We start from the raw sequence: 18355 nt of genomic DNA, 5'->3' as shown, positions 1-18355 counted from the left end.
CATTCCAGCAGTTAAGGTCACCAAACGAACATTATCAGGCAGGCGATGCATCCTGGGCAGCAAAATACTCTCTAAGAGTTTCATCTACGATTACTCCATAAGGAACACCGGTGCTTTCCGCGCTCTCTCTCAAACTCTCTTTTACCTCTGTGCTAATCTTGCAGTGAAGTTGATCGGTTAGTGATGATCTTGGACGCCCACGCCGTGATGCCTTTGCGGTTCCAACAGCTTTTTTTAAACTGGGGCGATTGGACGAACGTTGGCTGCCCGACACCATCGCAGCGATTGCTTCCACCTGCTGATCGGATATACTTTTGATCGGCACCTCGTTCGTTGATTGTGCGAAAGTCACAATCTCATAAATATCCATCGCCTGCTTGTTAGAAACAATCCCTCTCGACGATTTTTCCATTGCCGTGAGAAAATGGTGTCGTGCAAGCTCCTTTTCCGTCAGGCTGAAATCTTCAAATAGGTCTGAGATGTACCCTCTGGATGCCGGTCCAATCTCAACCATCAAAAAAGCTATCCTGAGCACCAGAGGGACTGTCAGAACCATATAGATTAATCTGATTATCTCTTTACTTTGCGAGGAAAGCAGTTCGAGGGGATCAGCTGCGATGAGACATAGCAGCAGCAAGGCAATATGCCAGATGATCGAAAAGGATACTCTATGCTTTCGTGCGAAAATGCTAAACTGAGCAAACATGCAGAACCGCTATTGTCCAAAACTGCAATTACGGGCTGGTGGGTCATCGGATAGCTCAGCTTTAGCTACCCAAAACCGGCGTTGGCCATCAAAACTGATATTCGCAGGCAATTGCACCTCTACCAAAGGTCCCCGCATATCTATAACCATACCGCAATTGGTTTGAGTGCCGAGCTTAATTTCAGACTGGAATTTTTTTCTTCTGGCCATGCGCTCTAATCGCACTTCTTTATCATAGGCTTCGGTTGCCAGCCTCCTTTTCTCCATCATTTCGGCACGCTCTATATCCCATCTTTTGCGTTTCGCGATGGGAATGAACATGCTCTTATCCAAAGCAAAAACGGTCGTAATATTGGGCTCTTTCATAAGGCCAATGATCATCAAAGGATGATTTGCGTGTTTTCTTCGTAAAGGCGTTAGATCTGTTATGATTGCGCCCATGCCCCCAATAACATTCTCATCATCTTCCGAGCATACGGCGGTCAGAATATGATATTTCCAGACACCTGTATAGCCATCTCCATCAACAACCTTGGAGAAGTGTTCTGTTGCCTCGATATTGTTCGCACTATCCTGAGGTTCCAAATATCCGCCTTGAGCGAGGCACTGCCGCTCGAAAGCAAAACGCGCAGTTGTTGCCGAATTCAACGGATCCTTGTTCTTATCTTTCAGAATTCGATAACCAACCACCCTGGGCAACTCTCGCTTAATATAAGCTTTGACGGCATGCGAACCTCTGCCGAGTTTTTTGATGCTTGTTGACCCACCAATTTCGTTGAGGAATGAGGCGTTCTGGATTTCATTGTCAGCCGCTTTGGCGTTGGCCGCAAACGGTAGCAAAAGAATGCCCAAAAGCAGACCTGCCAGTGTTGTCAGGCTTTTGGCAATTGAAAGGTTGGTTGGTTTGGCCATGCGTCCGCCTCCTTCATCTTTAAAGAGGCGGGCCCGTTAGCCGGGCGTTTAGAACCCTGCGTAACCACAAGGCGCCGCCACCTTTAGGCGGTGCCCTGGACATACGTAGCGGCCACCCGGCCAGAATTAACTGACCGGCGGTTACGTTACGAGGTTCTAAAGCCTCACAGCCGGGACTGACCGAGCTGCGAAGATTGTTTAGCGGGTAATATAAGCTTGCGCAATAAAGGCGTGATCTCAAACCATGGATCGACAGATTGGCGCGTCAATCTTTGTTGAGTGTGTTTTGTCCTTCTGTAGTCCAGAAGGATTTCTAAGGCCTTTCCCTTAAGTTAATTTTATATTCGCGATACGTGGCTGACCGGACGCTTACGATTGTTCCAATGATCCAGTTAAAGGTAAACAACATCAAATAAGTTAGGGTAGAAGCGATGTCGGGAAACAAGCGTAGTATTCCACAAATAAGAGATCGTCTCAGGGAACTCGCTGATGAACTTAATCTAGAAGAGCTGCATGACTTAGCTGACGAGATGTATAGAAACTCACCAGTTAAACGCGCCCGTGCTCGTAGTGTACATTTAACACCGGAACTCGCCGAAGAAATACGTGTATTTGTTCGAAAACATCCGAAACTTCATCAACGAGATGTCGCGCAAAAGTTTAATGTAAATCCCGGCCGAGTATCAGAGGCGCTGAACAATATTATATAAGATTGCGGTGACCATGAACTCATTAAAGGCATTCTAACAACATGCTCATCGACCTGACTATCTTTCACCACCTGTCTATCTCTGCTATGCTAACTCGATGAATCTCCTATCCAACCCCACCCTTAAATGGATCCACTTCACCGACGCGGACAAGCTCTTCGCCTATCCCATCGACTATCACGGCGCGGTGCTGTCCGCGCGGCCTGACGCGGATGGCGCGGGCGGGCATATTGACCTGCTCTACCGCTGGGCGCCAAACGCCTATTGCCATTTCCACCGCCATGTCTGCGCGACGACCTCGACCGTGCTGGCGGGGGAGTTGCATGTGGTGGATTATGAGGGCGGCGTGGCCGGAGAGAAGCGCATCCGTGCCGCTGGCGACTATGCCGCGAAGGATCCGGGCGATGTCCATATGGAACATGGCGGGCCGGAGGGCGCGCTGGTGCTGTTCAACCTTTATTCGCCGGATGGCCGGCTGGCCGATTTTCTCGGCCCCGATGGCGAGACGCTGACCACTATCACGCTGGAAGATATGACTACCGGACGGATTGCCCGACAAGCTGCTTAGAATCAGGCTGGCTAGATAGCAGGCGGCTTAAGCGGCGCGTGGTACGCGAGGGGCTTTGCCCCCGCCATCGCGTGCACAGACCACCCGGTTGCGGCCCTGTTCCTTGGCTTCATACATGGCGCTGTCGGCCTGTTTGAACGTGGCAGAAAAGGCGCTGGCCGGTCCGTCCGCTACGCCCAGAGACGCAGTCACCCGCAGCCGCGCGGGCCAGTCCGGATGCGTGAGCCCGGCCACCGCAGCGCGCAGGCGCTCCGCAATATCGGCGGCAACAGAACTCGTTTCGCAGCTGGGTAGGGCGATAATAAACTCCTCCCCGCCCCAACGCGCCGCCAGTGCATCGGGTGCCGCCTTGTCCAATGTTTCGCGGATAGAGGCGCCGACCGCAGCAATCACCTCGTCGCCCTGATCGTGGCCATAGCTGTCATTAATCTGCTTGAAATGGTCGATGTCGAGCAGGATCAGCGGCGTTTGCATGTCGTCAAGCTCGGCAATGCGTTCCTGCAGGGCGGAGCGGTTTAACAGGCCGGTCAGGCTGTCATGCTGCGACAGCCAGGAAGTACGGCGCAACTCTTCGGCCAGCCGCTGGCCCAATCGCTCCACCTCGATACCGGCGCGGCAGCTTTTGTGCGCCTGAAAATTGACCGCCTTGGCAATGATGAACAGGGCGACGCACATGAAGATCAGCGCCATCTGAGCAAAACCGCTGAAATCCTTGTCGAACAGAAATATGCCTGCGGCACCGGCGGCGGTAAATCCACCGAGCAATGGAAAGGCAATGCCGGCAATCGGCGCAGCGAGCAGGATGGAAACAACCATCGTTACCAATATCGTGACCCAGGTGGTCAGCACCGCATCCGATCCGCCGATAAGCGTTCCGACATCCAGCATCATCGCGGCCCATATGATGCCGCTCGATGCCTCTGCCATCATCCACAGGTTTTTGCGTATTGTTATGCTCTTGCCTGTCTCGATGGCGCGGCGCAGCCATTGGGAGGAGACGGCAATGGCCAGCTGCGTCAACAGCTGCAGGCCCAGAAATATCCAAAGGGCGCTGTTGCTGGTCTGGCTTGCTATCCATCCGATGACTGCGATCGGAATGATGACGCTAAGCTGTCCGGCAATCCGCCGTTCCAGCCCGTCTACAAGCAGATTATGCGCGACTTCCTGCTTTTCGATAGCGGGAATGTCCAGCGAGCTGGTCAAGCTTTCCTGATGCGCGGCGTTCGCCATTCCATTCCCCACAAATGCGTTGGAAACAGGCATATGGGATTTTGGATAACAGATTGTTAATGAGCGGAAAAAATGCGTTCATGGTTGGAAGGATGTTTGCACAAAATGGCGCGCTTATTGGCCAAGGCGCTTTCCCAAAGTGGTGGATATTTGCTAGTCATTCATCATGACCCAGGCTGATACACCGCTCATCATCGAAGTTTCGCTCAACGGCTCGGTAAAGCCGGAGCAGAATCCGACCGTTCCCTATGACGATGACGACATCGTCGCGCAGGCGGTTGAATGTATGGAGGCGGGAGCGGCGCTGGTGCACAATCATACGCGCGATCCGGTTTTTGGGAAAACAGGTATGATGGATGCGGAGGATTATGCGCGGCCTTGGCGCAAGCTGCTTGCGATCCGCCCCGATGCGATATTGACGCCGACCATGCCTGCAGATCCAGGCGGCGTACCAGTGGAGGACCGTTTTGCTCATATTGAGGCGATGGCGCAGGAAGGGTTGATCGCCCAAGGGCTGTGCGATCCGGGCAGTTTCAGCGTATCTATACCGCAAGAAGATGGCGTTTTCGCGCCGACCCGGCTGATCTATCGTAACGATACGCATGACAGCCACTATTATGTTGAGGCCTGTCGTCGGTTGAAGCTGGGGATGAGCATCTCAATCTTTGAACCCGGCTTCGTGAAATTCATCATGGCGCTCCATCGCGCCGGAAAGCTGCCACCTGGCGGGATTATGAAATTTTATTTTGGAGCGAATGATCAGCTTTTTGGTTTGCCGCCTACAGCAAAGGCGCTGGACGCCTATCTGGAAATGATCGAAGGAAGCGATCTGCCTTGGCTGGTATCAAGCTTTGGAGATGACTGTGTCGGCTGCGGCCTCGCCGAGGAAGCTATAAAACGCGGAGGCCATGTGCAGGTCGGGATTGAACCCTATGGCGGGCCGCGCACCCCGCGCAATGTTGAACTGGTACAGGAAGTTGTCGATCTGGCGACGCGAATGGGGCGGTCCATAGCCACACCAGCGCAAGCTGCAAAGATCATGAATCTGCCGACCTATCCTGCGGCCTTTGCGGCATAGGCCGGTTTGATCAAATGATGCGGTTGACGAGCCAGCGGTGCGGTGGAACAACGATAGTCATGAATAAATTGATCATGCTTGCCGCCGCAGTCCTGACTTTAAACGCATGTGTTGCTAATGACGGGATGTCAGGCGAAGCGGCATGGAGCAAAAAGGATGTGCCGGAAAAGCGCCAACGGGTGTTGCTCACTGGCTTTGAATGCGGTGATAATTGTTACGTCCACTATCGCCCCTTGGGCCAGCCGGATGGCGAGCTGAAAACCGCATTATGTACGGTTGGTGATTGTATCAGCTGGATGGCAGAGCAATCTTATGCCTCGAAATTTGACTGGCGCTCTGCGACTATCACTCTGGGAACCGGCAAACAATATGATGGCGGTGGTGCGGTGATGAGTGATGACTTCCCTGCGATTACCAGCCTGGAAGTGGATCCCGAACAATAAGGGGCGGAGTTAAGGACAGAGAGATGACGAACCAGGATCCGCTACATATCGGGATACTGGCCCATAGTGCCGAGGGAGCGACATTGTCTTACCGGACCGTGTGGGAGGAAGGCATACAGAAAATGGGCGCGCACGATCATCCACGCATCACCATGAGTGGCGGGGCGATGGCCCCTACATTGGAGCTGTGGGAGCGCGGCGATCTGCCGGCTCTGCGGCAGATTTTCTTGGAAGATGCACAGCGGCTGGCTGCCGCGGGGGCAGATTTTTTTATCTTGCCCGACAATACTGCGCATATCGCACTAGAACAGCCTGGTGAGAATTTTCCTATTCCCTGTTTGCATATAGCCGAAGTTGTTTCGGCGCAGGCCGAAGCAAACGGATGGCGGCATATTGGCGTTCTCGGTACGAATTGGACGATGGAAGGCCCGGTGTACAAAGATGCCTTGGCCAGCCACGCACTAAAACGCTCCATCCCAGCGTCCAGGGACCGTGAGATGATCCACAACGCGATATTCAACGAGCTGTGCCTGGGCGATTTTCGCGCAGAGACCCAAGCAGAATTTGTCCGTGTTATCAGTGACCTGCAAAGCAAAGGCTGTGACGCCGTTGCATTGGTCTGCACGGAGATCCCGCTGTTGGTAACCGAAGACGTCTCGCCCTTGCCACTCCTGGACAGTACGCGGTTGCAAGCGAAGGCGGCCGTGGCGGTCGCGTTAAGAGAGGTAGCGATGCCGACCTGGCGGGGTGGGGCGCTTTGAAGCTTGGAACGCAAATTCATCGAATTTGCAACTCTCTGCATTCGGTTTCAAACTGTTCATCAGCAGTTATATCATTGAAACTTCACAGCAATCGGCTAATCATCCGCCAATGAGCAGCAATCCGATCAAGCGCAGCACTGCTGCCAGCCAAGCAGGTCATCAATTTCGATATTTTGATTTCGTAATGGCGGCGTTTGTTACCATTTTGCTGCTTTCGAATATTATCGGCGCCGCGAAACCGACATTTGTCACGATTAGCGGTGAGCAGTGGGTTTACGGGGCGGGTATATTATTCTTTCCGCTCGGCTATGTAATCGGTGATATCCTTACCGAAGTCTATGGTTATGCGCGCGCGCGGCGGGTCATCTGGGCAGGTTTTGCGGCCTTGCTGTTCATGGCCTTTATGAGCTGGGTTGTCGTCTCATTGCCACCGGCCGAGGGTTGGGAAGGGCAAGCAGCTTATGAAAGCGTTTTTGGCCAGGTCCCACGGATCGTAGCGGCCTCGATCGTGGCTTTTTGGGCCGGTGAATTTGTAAACAGCTATGTGATGGCGCGGATGAAGGTTTGGACACAAGGCAAAATGCTCTGGTCGCGTACCATCGGATCGACAATTGTCGGGCAGGGAGTAGACAGCCTGATCTTTTACCCGCTCGCTTTTTGGGGCGTATGGGAAACCTCTGCCGTTTTGACAGTCATGGTCTCGAACTGGTTGCTCAAAGTCTTGTGGGAAGCTGTGTTGACACCAGTTACTTACGCTGTTGTGGGATGGTTGAAACGGCGTGAGGGCGTCGACATCTATGATGAAGCGACAAATTTCACACCGTTTAAGACGACAGTCTGATCATCGGATTGCCCTAACGGAGTATGCGGTTATTCTCGGCCCAGCGTGCGAACAGCAAGAAGCCCACTGCGAAAATGGGAATGGAAACCGGCATCCACCATCCGGTTTGACTGATATATTCGGCATAGCCGTCAAGAATGAAATAGCTGCTGAACTGGACCAGAACAGCAATTAGCGAGAGCAGGAACAACCGAACAGCAATAGGCCTACGCAGCAGCAGCATGATTGATCCCAGAAAGCCCGCAATGACCGCAACGGCAAAAGCGGCTGTCGCCCAAAAGGGGCGGCTGGCAAAGAGGTCTTGTTCAACTTTAGAAAGCTTGGCAAAATCTTCTGCAGTCATCATTATGTCGCTCGCATAGGCCCCGACGCCCAAGCCATTCCATAAAAATGCGAATATCCCGATGATCCGGAACCATATCGGCGCCTTGCCATTCTGTATCATATGCTCATCCCTTTCTGCGGCCGTTTCTTGAATCGACCGGACATCCCATATTTTCATTATAAAGCAGAATGTTCTGAGTGACTATCTTTGGACATTCCATATCACGGTTTGATGTCATGGACCTTGTTATCAGACGATTATTCTGGCTCGTGCTGCATAGTTGGAATGCGCCAGTCTTGGGAAAGAATATCCTCATTTACAGGCTATATCGAACTGATCGAAACAGTGAATATGGACGATTGATTTAATCCATTTTTGCACGCGCAAAACGACTCTATAGGACCGCTTTCAATCTGATGGAGTAAGTATATGATCAATCGAAATATCCCCCAAGTTACCTTGCGTACACGCGTTCGTGATGAGAGCATCGAGGGGCCGAATCCGTTCCGCTGGCAAGATGTTGATACGAAGGAATTGTTCAGCGGAAAGCGTATCGCCATATTCTCTTTGCCCGGCGCATTTACGCCAACCTGTTCAAACGAACAATGTCCTGCCTTTGAACGTCTCTATGACGAGTTCAAAGCCAAGGGTGTTGATGAAGTCTACTGTATCTCCGTCAATGATGCGTTTGTCATGTATCAATGGGGTCAATCCCTGGGTCTGGAAAAAGTCAAATTACTGCCAGATGGCTCGGGTGACTTTACGCGGCGAATGGGCATGCTGATCAAGAAAAACCATCTCGGTTTTGGTGATCGCAGCTGGCGCTATGCGATGATTGTTGACGATGGCGTAATCAGCGCATGGTTCGAAGAGCCTGGCATTAATGACGATGGCACGGATAGTGATCCCTATGGTGAAACCGCACCAGAGACGATGCTCGCATGGCTCAATGAAAATGGAGCCGTCCAAAAAGCGGCTTAATCGCTGGACAATCCAATATTTACGAAGGCCGCGAGCGATTATTCGTTCGCGGTCTTTCCTTTTTGGCGATAGTCAGAACAGATGACGGCGCTGAACAAACCAATCATCATGACGGCAATGATGGGCAAACAGGATTTCGCCTGGGCTGACAATCTGCGCCGCCAACATTATCCACCCGAGCGCAATATGCTGCCAGCGCATATCACCCTTTTCCATCACCTGCCGCCGCAAGCCTGTGATGAGATCAAGCAAGTGATTATTGAACTCACCCGCCAGAGCGCACCGCCAAAGGCAACCCTGCAGCGCTTGATCCATCTTGGGACTGGGGTTGGCTATCAAATTCATTCGCCCGCGCTGACCGAAATGCGGATGGAAATGGCCGATCAGTTTCACGGTCTATTGGTCGCTCAGGATCAACAGACGCCGCGGTTGCACGTGACGATACAGAACAAGGTGTCGCCAAAAGAAGCGAAGGATCTGATCACCCGACTATCGCTGGATTTCGAAACGAGGCCATTTGAGATCAAAGGCCTGGCGCTTCATCATTATATGGATGGGCCCTGGAAGCTAATCGGTGAATGGCCGTTTCGTGGCTAGACGTGCTCGACTTCCTTAATGGGAATTTCAGGATCGGCCAGCTGGTTTTTATCAAGCGAGAGACCACCTTCTACGACTTTGCGACCCTGAACATAGTCTTTCGTGGCGTTCACACAATCCAGTGCGATCACCTTGTCATCTTTTAGATATACGATTGAAAAAGAACGGTCTGCGGGATCACCGCGGACAATATAATCGTCATGACCCGTGGACAGGCCGACGGTCTGAAGCTTCAGGTCATATTGATTGGACCAGAACCAAGGCACCGCGTCATATTCGCATTCCTCACCGATAATATCGAGCGCTGCCACCTTTGCCTGATCATTGGCATTTTGAACCGATTCCAGACGGATATGAGCACCATCCGCATAGCGATTGCTATGGGCCGCGCAATCGCCAATAGCATATACTCCGTTCAAGCTTGTGCGGCAGGTTTGATCGACATCGACGCCATTACCAGCCGCTGCACCGGCGGCAACCAATGGCCCGGTTTCAGGAATAATGCCGATGCCGACGATGACCATATCGGCATCTAATAAGCGCCCATCGGCTAGCTTCACACCCGTCGCCATACCGTCGTCATTGGTTTCAAATGCTTCGATCATCGCGCCCAGTTCGACGGTAACGCCCTGTCGGCGATGCTCTTCCTCATAGAAGCGCGACAAAGTCTCTCCCGCGACGCGAGATAAAACGCGATCGAGCGATTCGACGATGGTGACAGTCTTGCCCAGCTTTCTAAGCACGGCAGCCGCTTCAAGCCCGATATATCCGCCACCGACAACCACCACCTTTTCGGTAGAGGGCAGGGCGGCCATGATCTTGTCAACGTCCGCACGTGAGCGGACAGCGTGAATATTGCGTGCCTGGCTTCCCGGACAGTCCATCATTCGCGGCGAGCCACCGGTGGCCCAGATCAACTTTTTATAGCCCACCTCATCATCTGTGCTCAGCGTTACCGTTTTTGCGACAGGATCAACTTTTGCAACCCGGCATCCGGTCAGCAGATCAATATTACGCTCACCCCAGAAACTCTCCGGGCGCAGCATGATGCGTTCAAACGGTTTGTCGCCAGCCAGATATTCCTTGGACAATGGCGGGCGTTCATAGGGCGCATATTTCTCATTGCCCATCAGGCCAATCGTGCCATCAAATTTTTGTTGCCGCAGCGCGATAGCGGCTTGCGCGCCTGCATGGCCCGCGCCAACGATTAGTATATCGTAGGATTTGTTCATTTTTGGCCCCTTTGCGCCGTTAAACGGCAAGGAGATGACTGTTAGCGCGGAAGCCAGTTATGTTGCAAGTAGAAGAAAATGACAGGCAACTTGTTGACCGATAAGAATGCTATGACTATAGCGCCGCGATCCAAGGATTTTTGCAGCGACTCCGGTCGCCATCAAAAACCCATGGCGGAGTAGCTCAGGTGGTTAGAGCAGTGGAATCATAATCCATGTGTCGGGGGTTCGAGTCCCTCCTCCGCTACCAGAAAACTGCAGTTTTTGAGAATTGCGCCTAGGCGGTTTACAATTCACTTGTAAGTCGGCCACTTTTCTCGGCATTTTCGAGTTATAGAAACCAGTGTTTTTGTAGTTTTGCCTGCGGCATTATTGGTAACTCCAATATCCACTATGGGGGCAAAAGCGGACATTCACGATAAAAAGGCTGAATGTCCTGACACGACCCAGTTAAGGTCATATGATGGCTAGCTTAACTCGCTTGCATCGTGCGGGCGGTGCTGAGTGTATCAATGTATTGCTGGAAGCGGACAGCTTTGCCGTCCCTAACCGTCCAAACATGGGCCGCTTGCGCATCAAGTTTCTTGCATGTTTTCTTGTGCGTTCCGCTGTAGCGTCCCATTGTCACGACCCGATCGCCGCCATCGACAATGTCGTTCATTTGGATGGAGAACCCGTCCCAGTCTTCAGCCGTGCGGCTAAGAACGCCTTCCATGATTTGTTTGATGCCGCGATAGGGGTTTCGATCCGCGTATGGAAAGTTTTCCGCCTCGTTCCATACAATGTCGACCGCCAACGCGTTCGTGAATGCCTCGATATCTCGTGCCGCAAACGCCGCATAAATTCTCTCAATTAGTGCCTTTGAAGAGCTCGCCATAATCATCTCCTTACAATTAGCTACCGGCGTAGGATTGGGCCCGTCGGGTGCCATCCGGCAGTGTTCAAATTGTGTTGCGGCAAGAGGGTTGTCTGCCTCTCTTGCCGCAACAAATTTCAAGCCGCTTCAGCGCTGCTTCGTGTCCACGTAAATTTCGTGAACGCAGGATCAACCGGTGTTTGAGCGATGTGATTGGTGTAATTGCTTATAACCTTTTGAGCCACGCCGAGGATGACTTCAAGGACTTGCTGCTCGCCATAGCCAGCGGCGTAAAATGCTTCCAAGTCAGTTTGTGCGACGTGGCCGCGATTGCGCACAACCAGAAGGGTGAAGGTACGCAGGGCTTCCAACTTGGCGTCATTCAAAGGTGCCTCGTTTCGAAGCGCGTCATTGAGCTCTGGATCCACATTCATCATCCCTGCCAGCGCGGTATGGGCTGGGACGCAATATGTGCATTCATGCTCAACATTGATGGTTTGCCAGACCACAGTCAGCTCTCTTGCGTTGAAGCTGGTCTTTTGAAAGGCTTGGTGAATGACATTATATGTTTGAAGCAGCTGTGGCGCGCCGGCCATCACCTGAAACAGTCCTGGGGCGAAGCCAAAGGTTTTTTCGGTCTGCGCAAGGGTGTCCTTCGCGCCATCAGGTGCAGTTTCAACGGTATGTTTGGTTAGTCTAGTCATTGGGAAGTCTCCTTTTCATAGGTGGTTGGAAAGTGATGGGATTAGGCAATGCTCTTTTGTCCGCCGAACCATTTTGTGGTCTCGCGGATGTCGAACAGCAGCGAAATCGAGTTTACGACAAAGATCAGCGCATAGGCGATATGGGCGAAGCTCGAATTTGCAGGGGTCTGAGCGAAATAGGCTCCTAGGATGAGAACCTGTGGCACCCAGAAGACGAGATGGGGCAGCGCCATTGCGGCGGAAAATCCATTCTGCGCCCAGGCAATGCCAAGGTTGGGGATGAAGCCAAGCATCGATAGCAGCGGTATGATGAAGCCGAGTGGGCCATCGACAAGCGCAAGTGTCAGGAAATTTGCCGGCGCAAGAACAAGCATCATCCAAATTTGGGTCGGCACAGTCAGGCGTCGAAAGGAAGCATAGAGGTCTGTAATCTTTTTCATGGTCGGTCCTCCGTCATGGGTGCGTGGTTCAGCTGGCCAAAGCGGTCACAGCAGTGGGGGATTTGTAGAAATCAGCAATCGAGAGGGCGCTGCGCTGTCCGTTCTCTTCGAGAATCAGTTGCGGGACTCCGCGAAGGTTCAGACTTGCCAAGGTCGCTCTGGCCCGTGCTGCGGATTGACCGGCGGTTTGCGCGCCCTCTTCAAGGGCTGCGGTCACTCCGAACCGTATAATAGCCGCTTCAACGGCGGAGCGGTTTTGCGCAGATACGCCATCGATGTAGCGTTGGTTTTGCAGATTGTGCGCAAGCGCAACTTCCGTTGCTGGACCGTGATCGTGCACCAATCCCGCTGCCCAAGCAGTAAATGTCGAGTCCAGAACTTCGGTGGGCGATTGGAGCACTTGATCCACGTAGCGCTGATCAAAGTCCTGCCCGGACAGCCCGGCGACCCGTTTGTCATGTGCGAGCGCCACTTTTCCGAAACCATCGGCCATGCGATGGGCGTTTGCACCTTGAAAGAGGTGCAAGTGGAGCATCTCCACCTCGGCACCGCTTTCGATCAATGCGGCAATTGTGGGATGCGCACCGCGACACCAGCCGCAGAATGTATCGTAAATATATGTGAAACGGCGGGACATTGCGTTGGCCTTTTTCTGAGTTCGTCTAACTGTTGGAGTAGACCTAGGCGCCCGCATGTGTCATTAAAAGGCAAACTCTGTGTAACCTGTGTCAACTAAAAGATGACAATGTATAGATCACTCATTAAGGTGCGTCCGAAACAGCGACGGCAGATATGTCAGAGAACCTGAATAGGCTTACCTACTTCGTTGCGATTGCGGAGGAAGGCACAATCACGGCGGCAGCCGCCCGTTTGCGGGTGTCCAAAGCGGTCGTCAGCAAGCAGCTTCAACTCTTGGAACATGACCTTGGGGCGACGCTTATTCTGAGAAACTCCCGGCATTTCAATCTGACCGAGACGGGTGAGGCTTTCTATGAAGCCGCACGCGCCGCTGTTGCGCAAGCACAAGATGCTTTCCAACTGGTGCGCAAAGGTCGGGATGAGCCCTCAGGAGAACTCCGCATTACGGCCCCGCTTGAGTTTGGCGTTGGCTACGTTGCGCCGGCTGTTGCCGCGTTCAGCTCACTATATCCTGCTCTCAGGGTTGATTTAACGCTGAGCGACACGCGCTTCGATCCGGTGGAAGCACGGTTCGACATCGCCTTTCGCGTTGGCTGGTTGGAGGACTCAGCCAATACTGCCCGAAAACTGACCGGATTCTCTCAGGTCATGATTGCCGCCCCATCCATTGTCGAGAAATTTGGCATGCCGCAAACACTAGACGATCTTGCACGCCTCCCATTCATCGAGAACAGGGCGTTGAAGGCTCCGTCCAAACTGACCTTCACCGACAAGCGTGGCCAAATGCGGGACATAGCTTTCCAGCCTTCTGTAAGTGGAGACACGACACAGGCCGTGCTGTCGGTGGTCAAGGCCGGAGGCGGCATAGCAAATATGCCAGATTTCGTGGTTGTCGACGCGTTAAGAACAGGGGAGCTTATTGGCATACTTCCAGAATATGCGCTGCCATCTGGAACAATTTCTGCCGTGTTCCCGCCAACCCCATATCGTTCTGCAGCAACGCGGAAATTTACCGACTTCTTTTTCGCACATTTTCGCCAGGAGCACAGGCAATCCAATGAAGCCAAAAATGGACTGTGACAATCGGCGTCCAATTTGCGCGAAAAGTCTCTGCTGGCTCTGATCAATCGCGCTCTCGTTGGGCGTGGCAAATGTCCGCTTCCACCCCCAATTTAAGACGTTAGGCGTTGCCTGAAACAGAGTCCGTTATCGGGATAAAGCAGACCATAGCTCACCCCTTGTAATTCTTGCCTATATAGCGCGTCAGTGGCGTGTCGCTTTTCAATTCCGGTCCTCGCGGATTAAGCGTGTCATATACCACTGCATTTTCCAGCACGCGTTTGACGTAATTGCGCGTCTCGGAAATCGGGATGTCTTCAATCCATTTCAGCCAGTCTATCCCGCCTTGACGCGGATCGCCATTGCGCCGCAGCCATTTGTTCACATTGCCTGGGCCGGCATTATAGGCAGCGACGGCGAGGGGACGAGAGCCGCCATAATAGCGGAGCATGCGTTGAAAATAGCCGCTGCCGAGACGGATATTATATTGGGGATCGCTGGTCAGAGATGACAGGTTATAGCGCAATCCCGCCTTGCCCGACTGTTCTCGCGCCGTACCAGGCATCAGCTGCATCAACCCGCGCGCACCGGCATGACTGATCGCGCCGCGTGCAAATTGGCTTTCCTGGCGAGTGATGGCGTGAATGCTGGTCCAATTATTCTGATAGCCGTTAGGAACTGTCAGCGTAGGGAACAGCGTGGAATCCGTGGCAGCCAGCTTTTGGCCCTGGGCACTGATCCCCGCGATCACACCAAGGTCACGTTGCCCTATCCGAGCAGATAAATCGCTGATCAGAGCATAGTCTTTGGTGGTCTTCGCATTAAACGAGAGGGCCCGGTAAAATCGAATCTGTTCACGCCAAGGGCCGGTTCTCGCCGAAGCTTTCGTGGCGATTACCATCGGGTCTTGATCAAAATTACGGCGATCCTGATCAGTGATTTCAACGGCTGGTTTGCGGTTGAACGAAGGCAGCGAGCGACCGAGTCGTTCATGGGCTAGCTGGCCGTAGAAATAGGCTGGAAAGGCAGCGGCCTTTTCAAAATAAGCCGTTGCTTCGGCGTTTTGCCCAGCCTCTGCGGCAGCGCGACCAGCCCAATAATAGCCTTTTGAGCGAATATTGGGGCTGTTATAGGAACGCGCGTAGCGGTCAAACATTGCGACCGCTTTGGCTGGATTGCGCTGACCCCATAGTGCCGCGTTGCCAGCCAACCAGGTCAGATCAGAATATTTGTCACGTATGCGGCTGCTCTGGGCAGCGATGTCAGTTGGTGCGGCATAGGCATCATCAACCTTCGACGCGATATTATAGGCCACGGTCCACTGCCGGTCATTATAAGCCGCTCTGGCGTTGATCAAATTGGCATCATACCAGGTTGCGATTTGTGATGGGCTGCTTGGCCTGATGCGCAGGACTGGCCTGTTGGCCATAAGCTGCCGGGCATTATAGCTCTGTCCCTTGTTGCGCAAATAACGAGCGCGATCAGCAATATAGCCGGCATCATATTGCGCCAGACTGTTTACCGTTCGCGCTTTCGCACCAGCATCCGGCGCATCTGTTAACTGAGCGAGCCGCGCTTCAAATACCGCTCGGCGTTCAGAAGAGGTGAAGCCCAGTTGCCCCGCAGCATCCCGGGTCGCCCGGCTCCACAGGAGCGCATTCATGCGTGCATCATGGTCATCCACGGTGAGCGCACCACTGAATCGATTGAGCAGAGCTGCTTCATCTTCATCTGTTAACGTGCCACCACGCCAAGCCTGTTTGGCCATGGCATTTGCTTTCAGCGTCTCGCCTCTTGATTGAAGAGCGATTGCATATTTCGCTGCGCCAGCATTGGTGAGTGGTGCAAAGCGGTCAAAAAAAGCAATAACGCGGCTGGCGGAGAAATTGTTGATATCAATCGCTTGCTCAGCGTTACGGCGCATGCGCGTATCTTCAGGCCAGTCGGGATAAGTGACTAGAAAGCCAGCATAATCATCGAAGGAATAATTGTCAGACTGAGTCAAAACACGCCAGCGTTGCAGGCCGAGTACCGCATTTCCACCCGTGGGATCGGAGAGTGTCGCCCCACCGCTTTGTTCGGCAGCCATACAGGTTACCGGGGTTAAAAGCAGGCTTGCGAGAATAATTCTTGATACCATACTGGACATTTTGGGGGTAGGCTCCTTATCAGGCGCTGAACGGCGAACTATATCATTGTTAATCTTAAGCAAGCTTTGGCAAGTTCCTCGCCAAATATAAAGGAGTATTTGCATGTTTTCCGGCTCAATTCCGGCTCTGGTGACTCCCTTTCGCGACGGATCGTTTGCGGAAGGAGAATTTCGGGCCTTGGTAGACTGGCAAATTGAACAAGGCAGCAGCGGTCTGGTTCCCTGTGGAACGACGGGCGAATCCTCGACTTTGTCCAATGCTGAACATCACCGTGTGATTGAAGTCTGCATTGAACAAGCGGCTGGCCGTGTTCCCGTGATAGCGGGTTGCGGATCCAACGATACAACCAACGCTTTACTCCATTTGAATTTTTCGAAGAAATGCGGAGCAGCAGCCGGACTGGTTGTGGCGCCTTATTATAATCGCCCCAATCAGGAAGGCATTTATGCTCATTTTGAGACGTTGACGATGAAAAATGACTTACCGTTGGTGCTGTATAATGTCCCGGCACGTACGGTGACCGATATAATGCCGGAAACCGTCGCGGCTTTGTCTAAATTGCCAAGCGTCATTGCGATCAAGGATGCCAGCGGTGAAATTGACCGGGTCACCGATCATCGGCTTGCCTGTAATGATGATTTCTGTCTGTTGTCCGGCGTGGATGAACTTTCCCTTGCCTTTAATGCGTCGGGTGGCGCTGGATGTATTTCGGTTACCGCCAATGTTGCACCGAAGCTATGTGCGGAGTTTCAAGCCGCCTGTGCAGCCGGTGACTATGAAAAAGCGCGGGAGCTGAACGACAAGCTCTATCCGCTCCATAAAGCGATGTTCTCTGATGCATCGCCGGGACCGGTTAAATATGCGCTGTCACGTGTCGTTGATGGGTTTCCCACGGATCTGCGCTTGCCGATGACACCGCCATCCGACGCGGCGCGCAAGGCCGTGGATGCCGCATTGGAAGGAGCTGGTTTGATCTGATGGCTAAACCCCGTCCCCTCGAATTTGATAAGCAGAAGATCGTCGCCGAAAACCGGCGCGCGCGCTATGACTATCATCTTGATGAGAAGTTTGAAGCGGGCATTATGCTGACCGGTACAGAAGTTAAATCTTTGCGGTTTGGGTCGGGGACAATTGCCGAGAGCTATGCCGAGGTGAAGGATGATGAGGTTTGGCTGATCAACGCCAATATTCCCGAGTGGAGTCATGGCAACCGCCACAATCATGAGCCCAAGCGTCCGCGCAAACTGCTGCTCAATCGGCGTCAGATAAACAAATTTTACGGCGCGGTCATGCGCAAGGGCATGACCATTGTGCCGCTATCAATCTATTTTAACGGCAAAGGCCGAGCGAAAATCGAGCTGGCGCTGGCCAAGGGTAAGAAGGCTCCGGACAAGCGGGCTACCGAAAAGGACCGTGACTGGAAACGTCAGCAGGGACGGTTGTTGCGCGAACATGGCTGATCCAAATTCACAAGGCAAAGATTGGGGTGCGCGGACGATCATGCGCATCGTTCGCTGGCTTCAGGACAAAATGCCAACACGTAAGGGCATGGCGGAGAATCGCTATCTCAAGCCCATCGCCCACCGGTTTTTGCGATCGGACTTGTGGCGCTTTACTCGGCGCTCGGTTCCTCGCGGTGTTGCATTGGGGATGCTGGCGGCATTTCTGGTTCCCGTCGGGCAGATTTTTGGCGCGGTATTTCTGGCACTTCCGATTCGCGCGAATGTGCCAATTGCAGCGTTGACTACATTCATCACCAATCCTTTCACTTACCCATTCTGGATCGCGATAGCCAATCAGATTGGGAAATTTGTGCTGCGCATTGATGCGCTGACTTATGGCCAGCCGATCAACAATCAGATTCGCGGTGAGTTTGGCATTTGGCTAAGCTGGTTTGTCCGAGAAGCCGGCGTAACTGCATTTGGCTTTCTTTTGCTAGGTATTGCCTTTTCGTCATTGGGATATTTGGTAAGCTCTTTTGGTTGGCGCTGGTGGACGGCTCGAAAATGGGAGCGGCGTATCAGGAAATTAGGTTTAGATAGCGACGTTAATGGCGAGTGAAGCAAGAGATAATATTGGGCTTTTGAACCAGAGCACACAAAAGACCGCTAGTGACACGCGCC

22 protein-coding genes and 1 tRNA gene are annotated in these 18355 nt (G+C 52.9%); 13 read left to right on the top strand and 10 right to left on the bottom strand.

The window, feature by feature from the left end; translation table 11 throughout:
* Nucleotides 1–34: 34 nt before the first annotated feature.
* Nucleotides 35–706 (bottom strand): hypothetical protein, encoded by a 672-nt coding sequence (locus BS29_RS11330; RefSeq protein ID WP_229953762.1) that lies wholly within the window; start codon nt 704–706, stop codon nt 35–37.
* A gap of 9 nt (nt 707–715) precedes the next feature.
* Nucleotides 716–1618: a hypothetical protein gene (locus BS29_RS11325; RefSeq protein WP_229953761.1), complete on the bottom strand. Its 903-nt coding sequence runs from the start codon at nt 1616–1618 to the stop codon at nt 716–718.
* A 431-nt stretch (nt 1619–2049) separates the two neighbouring features.
* Here BS29_RS11325 and BS29_RS11320 point away from each other — a divergent pair, with 431 nt between their 5' ends.
* Both BS29_RS11320 and BS29_RS11315 read left to right on the top strand, forming a co-directional pair.
* Nucleotides 2050–2328, top strand: a complete 279-nt coding sequence (locus tag BS29_RS11320) for a hypothetical protein (RefSeq protein WP_229953760.1) — start codon at nt 2050–2052, stop codon at nt 2326–2328.
* Between the two features lie 97 nt (nt 2329–2425).
* Complete coding sequence (locus BS29_RS11315) at nt 2426–2896, top strand: hypothetical protein (RefSeq protein ID WP_229953759.1); 471 nt, start codon at nt 2426–2428, stop codon at nt 2894–2896.
* 27 nt (nt 2897–2923) lie between these two features.
* Here the strand turns inward: BS29_RS11315 and BS29_RS11310 are convergent, their stop codons facing one another.
* Nucleotides 2924–4126, bottom strand: coding sequence for a GGDEF domain-containing protein (locus tag BS29_RS11310; protein ID WP_229953758.1), 1203 nt, complete (start codon nt 4124–4126; stop codon nt 2924–2926).
* A gap of 166 nt (nt 4127–4292) precedes the next feature.
* On the opposite strand from BS29_RS11310, the gene BS29_RS11305 reads away from it, so the two are divergent.
* The 4 genes from BS29_RS11305 (at nt 4293) to BS29_RS11290 (ending at nt 7249) form a co-directional block, all read left to right on the top strand.
* Nucleotides 4293–5204, top strand: a complete 912-nt coding sequence (locus tag BS29_RS11305) for a BKACE family enzyme (protein ID WP_229953757.1) — start codon at nt 4293–4295, stop codon at nt 5202–5204.
* Nucleotides 5205–5263: 59 nt separating this feature from the next.
* Nucleotides 5264–5647 carry a hypothetical protein gene (locus BS29_RS11300; RefSeq protein ID WP_229953756.1) on the top strand — a complete coding sequence of 128 codons (384 nt, stop codon included), beginning with the start codon at nt 5264–5266 and terminating at the stop codon, nt 5645–5647.
* Between the two features lie 23 nt (nt 5648–5670).
* Nucleotides 5671–6408 (top strand): aspartate/glutamate racemase family protein, encoded by a 738-nt coding sequence (locus BS29_RS11295; RefSeq protein WP_229953755.1) that lies wholly within the window; start codon nt 5671–5673, stop codon nt 6406–6408.
* A 109-nt stretch (nt 6409–6517) separates the two neighbouring features.
* Entirely contained in the window at nt 6518–7249 is a 732-nt protein-coding gene (locus BS29_RS11290) for a queuosine precursor transporter (protein ID WP_229953754.1), read from the top strand.
* Between the two features lie 13 nt (nt 7250–7262).
* On the opposite strand, the gene BS29_RS11285 is transcribed toward BS29_RS11290, so the two are convergent.
* A complete protein-coding gene (locus tag BS29_RS11285) occupies nt 7263–7694 on the bottom strand; it encodes a sugar transporter (protein WP_229953753.1) in 432 nt (143 codons plus the stop codon).
* 309 nt (nt 7695–8003) lie between these two features.
* On the opposite strand from BS29_RS11285, the gene BS29_RS11280 reads away from it, so the two are divergent.
* Both BS29_RS11280 and BS29_RS11275 read left to right on the top strand, forming a co-directional pair.
* Nucleotides 8004–8555 (top strand): peroxiredoxin, encoded by a 552-nt coding sequence (locus BS29_RS11280; RefSeq protein ID WP_229953752.1) that lies wholly within the window; start codon nt 8004–8006, stop codon nt 8553–8555.
* A gap of 81 nt (nt 8556–8636) precedes the next feature.
* Nucleotides 8637–9152, top strand: coding sequence for a 2'-5' RNA ligase family protein (locus BS29_RS11275; RefSeq protein WP_229953751.1), 516 nt, complete (start codon nt 8637–8639; stop codon nt 9150–9152).
* Here the strand turns inward: BS29_RS11275 and BS29_RS11270 are convergent.
* Nucleotides 9149–10384: an NAD(P)/FAD-dependent oxidoreductase gene (locus BS29_RS11270; protein WP_229953750.1), complete on the bottom strand. Its 1236-nt coding sequence runs from the start codon at nt 10382–10384 to the stop codon at nt 9149–9151. The two genes, BS29_RS11275 and BS29_RS11270, sit on opposite strands and share 4 nt — an antisense overlap.
* A 173-nt stretch (nt 10385–10557) precedes the next feature.
* Here BS29_RS11270 and BS29_RS11265 point away from each other — a divergent pair.
* Nucleotides 10558–10634, top strand: a tRNA-Met gene (locus BS29_RS11265).
* Nucleotides 10635–10856: 222 nt separating this feature from the next.
* Here the strand turns inward: BS29_RS11265 and BS29_RS11260 are convergent.
* From BS29_RS11260 to BS29_RS11245, 4 genes are all read right to left on the bottom strand, one after another.
* A complete protein-coding gene (locus BS29_RS11260) occupies nt 10857–11261 on the bottom strand; it encodes a nuclear transport factor 2 family protein (protein WP_229953749.1) in 405 nt (134 codons plus the stop codon).
* 116 nt (nt 11262–11377) lie between these two features.
* Nucleotides 11378–11944, bottom strand: coding sequence for a carboxymuconolactone decarboxylase family protein (locus BS29_RS11255; protein ID WP_229953748.1), 567 nt, complete (start codon nt 11942–11944; stop codon nt 11378–11380).
* A 41-nt stretch (nt 11945–11985) separates the two neighbouring features.
* Nucleotides 11986–12384 carry a hypothetical protein gene (locus BS29_RS11250; RefSeq protein WP_229953747.1) on the bottom strand — a complete coding sequence of 133 codons (399 nt, stop codon included), beginning with the start codon at nt 12382–12384 and terminating at the stop codon, nt 11986–11988.
* A gap of 28 nt (nt 12385–12412) precedes the next feature.
* Entirely contained in the window at nt 12413–13021 is a 609-nt protein-coding gene (locus tag BS29_RS11245) for a hypothetical protein (protein WP_229953746.1), read from the bottom strand.
* Between the two features lie 155 nt (nt 13022–13176).
* Here BS29_RS11245 and BS29_RS11240 point away from each other — a divergent pair, with 155 nt between their 5' ends.
* Nucleotides 13177–14103 (top strand): LysR family transcriptional regulator, encoded by a 927-nt coding sequence (locus tag BS29_RS11240; protein WP_229953745.1) that lies wholly within the window; start codon nt 13177–13179, stop codon nt 14101–14103.
* A 151-nt stretch (nt 14104–14254) separates the two neighbouring features.
* On the opposite strand, the gene BS29_RS11235 is transcribed toward BS29_RS11240, so the two are convergent.
* Nucleotides 14255–16231 carry a lytic transglycosylase domain-containing protein gene (locus BS29_RS11235; RefSeq protein ID WP_229953744.1) on the bottom strand — a complete coding sequence of 659 codons (1977 nt, stop codon included), beginning with the start codon at nt 16229–16231 and terminating at the stop codon, nt 14255–14257.
* 103 nt (nt 16232–16334) lie between these two features.
* Between BS29_RS11235 and dapA the strand changes: the two genes are divergently transcribed.
* The 3 genes from dapA to BS29_RS11220 are packed head-to-tail and all read left to right on the top strand — an operon-like array spanning nt 16335 to nt 18293.
* The gene (gene dapA, locus BS29_RS11230; RefSeq protein ID WP_229953743.1) at nt 16335–17210 is read left to right on the top strand and encodes a 4-hydroxy-tetrahydrodipicolinate synthase; all 876 of its coding nucleotides are present in this window, start codon (nt 16335–16337) and stop codon (nt 17208–17210) included.
* Nucleotides 17210–17692, top strand: coding sequence for an SsrA-binding protein SmpB (smpB, locus tag BS29_RS11225; protein WP_109356669.1), 483 nt, complete (start codon nt 17210–17212; stop codon nt 17690–17692). Before dapA ends, smpB begins: the two co-directional genes overlap by 1 nt.
* The gene (locus tag BS29_RS11220) at nt 17685–18293 is read left to right on the top strand and encodes a DUF2062 domain-containing protein (protein ID WP_229953742.1); all 609 of its coding nucleotides are present in this window, start codon (nt 17685–17687) and stop codon (nt 18291–18293) included. The genes smpB and BS29_RS11220 overlap by 8 nt, the downstream gene beginning before the upstream one ends.
* Nucleotides 18294–18355: the final 62 nt, after the last annotated feature.

Source organism: Parasphingorhabdus litoris DSM 22379, assembly GCF_020906275.1.
Classification (GTDB): Bacteria; Pseudomonadota; Alphaproteobacteria; order Sphingomonadales; family Sphingomonadaceae; genus Parasphingorhabdus; species Parasphingorhabdus litoris.
The sequence above is the reverse complement of the archived record's forward strand: the minus strand, read 5'-3'. Positions and strand labels throughout refer to the sequence as shown.

Coding starts and splice junctions, on each gene's coding strand:
- BS29_RS11330 (WP_229953762.1), bottom strand. CDS start 706: ATGTTTGCTCAGTTTAGCATTTTCGCACGAAAGCATAGAGTATCCTTT.
- BS29_RS11325 (WP_229953761.1), bottom strand. CDS start 1,618: ATGGCCAAACCAACCAACCTTTCAATTGCCAAAAGCCTGACAACACTG.
- BS29_RS11320 (WP_229953760.1), top strand. CDS start 2,050: ATGTCGGGAAACAAGCGTAGTATTCCACAAATAAGAGATCGTCTCAGG.
- BS29_RS11315 (WP_229953759.1), top strand. CDS start 2,426: ATGAATCTCCTATCCAACCCCACCCTTAAATGGATCCACTTCACCGAC.
- BS29_RS11310 (WP_229953758.1), bottom strand. CDS start 4,126: ATGGCGAACGCCGCGCATCAGGAAAGCTTGACCAGCTCGCTGGACATT.
- BS29_RS11305 (WP_229953757.1), top strand. CDS start 4,293: ATGACCCAGGCTGATACACCGCTCATCATCGAAGTTTCGCTCAACGGC.
- BS29_RS11300 (WP_229953756.1), top strand. CDS start 5,264: ATGAATAAATTGATCATGCTTGCCGCCGCAGTCCTGACTTTAAACGCA.
- BS29_RS11295 (WP_229953755.1), top strand. CDS start 5,671: ATGACGAACCAGGATCCGCTACATATCGGGATACTGGCCCATAGTGCC.
- BS29_RS11290 (WP_229953754.1), top strand. CDS start 6,518: ATGAGCAGCAATCCGATCAAGCGCAGCACTGCTGCCAGCCAAGCAGGT.
- BS29_RS11285 (WP_229953753.1), bottom strand. CDS start 7,694: ATGATACAGAATGGCAAGGCGCCGATATGGTTCCGGATCATCGGGATA.
- BS29_RS11280 (WP_229953752.1), top strand. CDS start 8,004: ATGATCAATCGAAATATCCCCCAAGTTACCTTGCGTACACGCGTTCGT.
- BS29_RS11275 (WP_229953751.1), top strand. CDS start 8,637: ATGACGGCGCTGAACAAACCAATCATCATGACGGCAATGATGGGCAAA.
- BS29_RS11270 (WP_229953750.1), bottom strand. CDS start 10,384: ATGAACAAATCCTACGATATACTAATCGTTGGCGCGGGCCATGCAGGC.
- BS29_RS11260 (WP_229953749.1), bottom strand. CDS start 11,261: ATGGCGAGCTCTTCAAAGGCACTAATTGAGAGAATTTATGCGGCGTTT.
- BS29_RS11255 (WP_229953748.1), bottom strand. CDS start 11,944: ATGACTAGACTAACCAAACATACCGTTGAAACTGCACCTGATGGCGCG.
- BS29_RS11250 (WP_229953747.1), bottom strand. CDS start 12,384: ATGAAAAAGATTACAGACCTCTATGCTTCCTTTCGACGCCTGACTGTG.
- BS29_RS11245 (WP_229953746.1), bottom strand. CDS start 13,021: ATGTCCCGCCGTTTCACATATATTTACGATACATTCTGCGGCTGGTGT.
- BS29_RS11240 (WP_229953745.1), top strand. CDS start 13,177: ATGTCAGAGAACCTGAATAGGCTTACCTACTTCGTTGCGATTGCGGAG.
- BS29_RS11235 (WP_229953744.1), bottom strand. CDS start 16,231: ATGTCCAGTATGGTATCAAGAATTATTCTCGCAAGCCTGCTTTTAACC.
- dapA (WP_229953743.1), top strand. CDS start 16,335: ATGTTTTCCGGCTCAATTCCGGCTCTGGTGACTCCCTTTCGCGACGGA.
- smpB (WP_109356669.1), top strand. CDS start 17,210: ATGGCTAAACCCCGTCCCCTCGAATTTGATAAGCAGAAGATCGTCGCC.
- BS29_RS11220 (WP_229953742.1), top strand. CDS start 17,685: ATGGCTGATCCAAATTCACAAGGCAAAGATTGGGGTGCGCGGACGATC.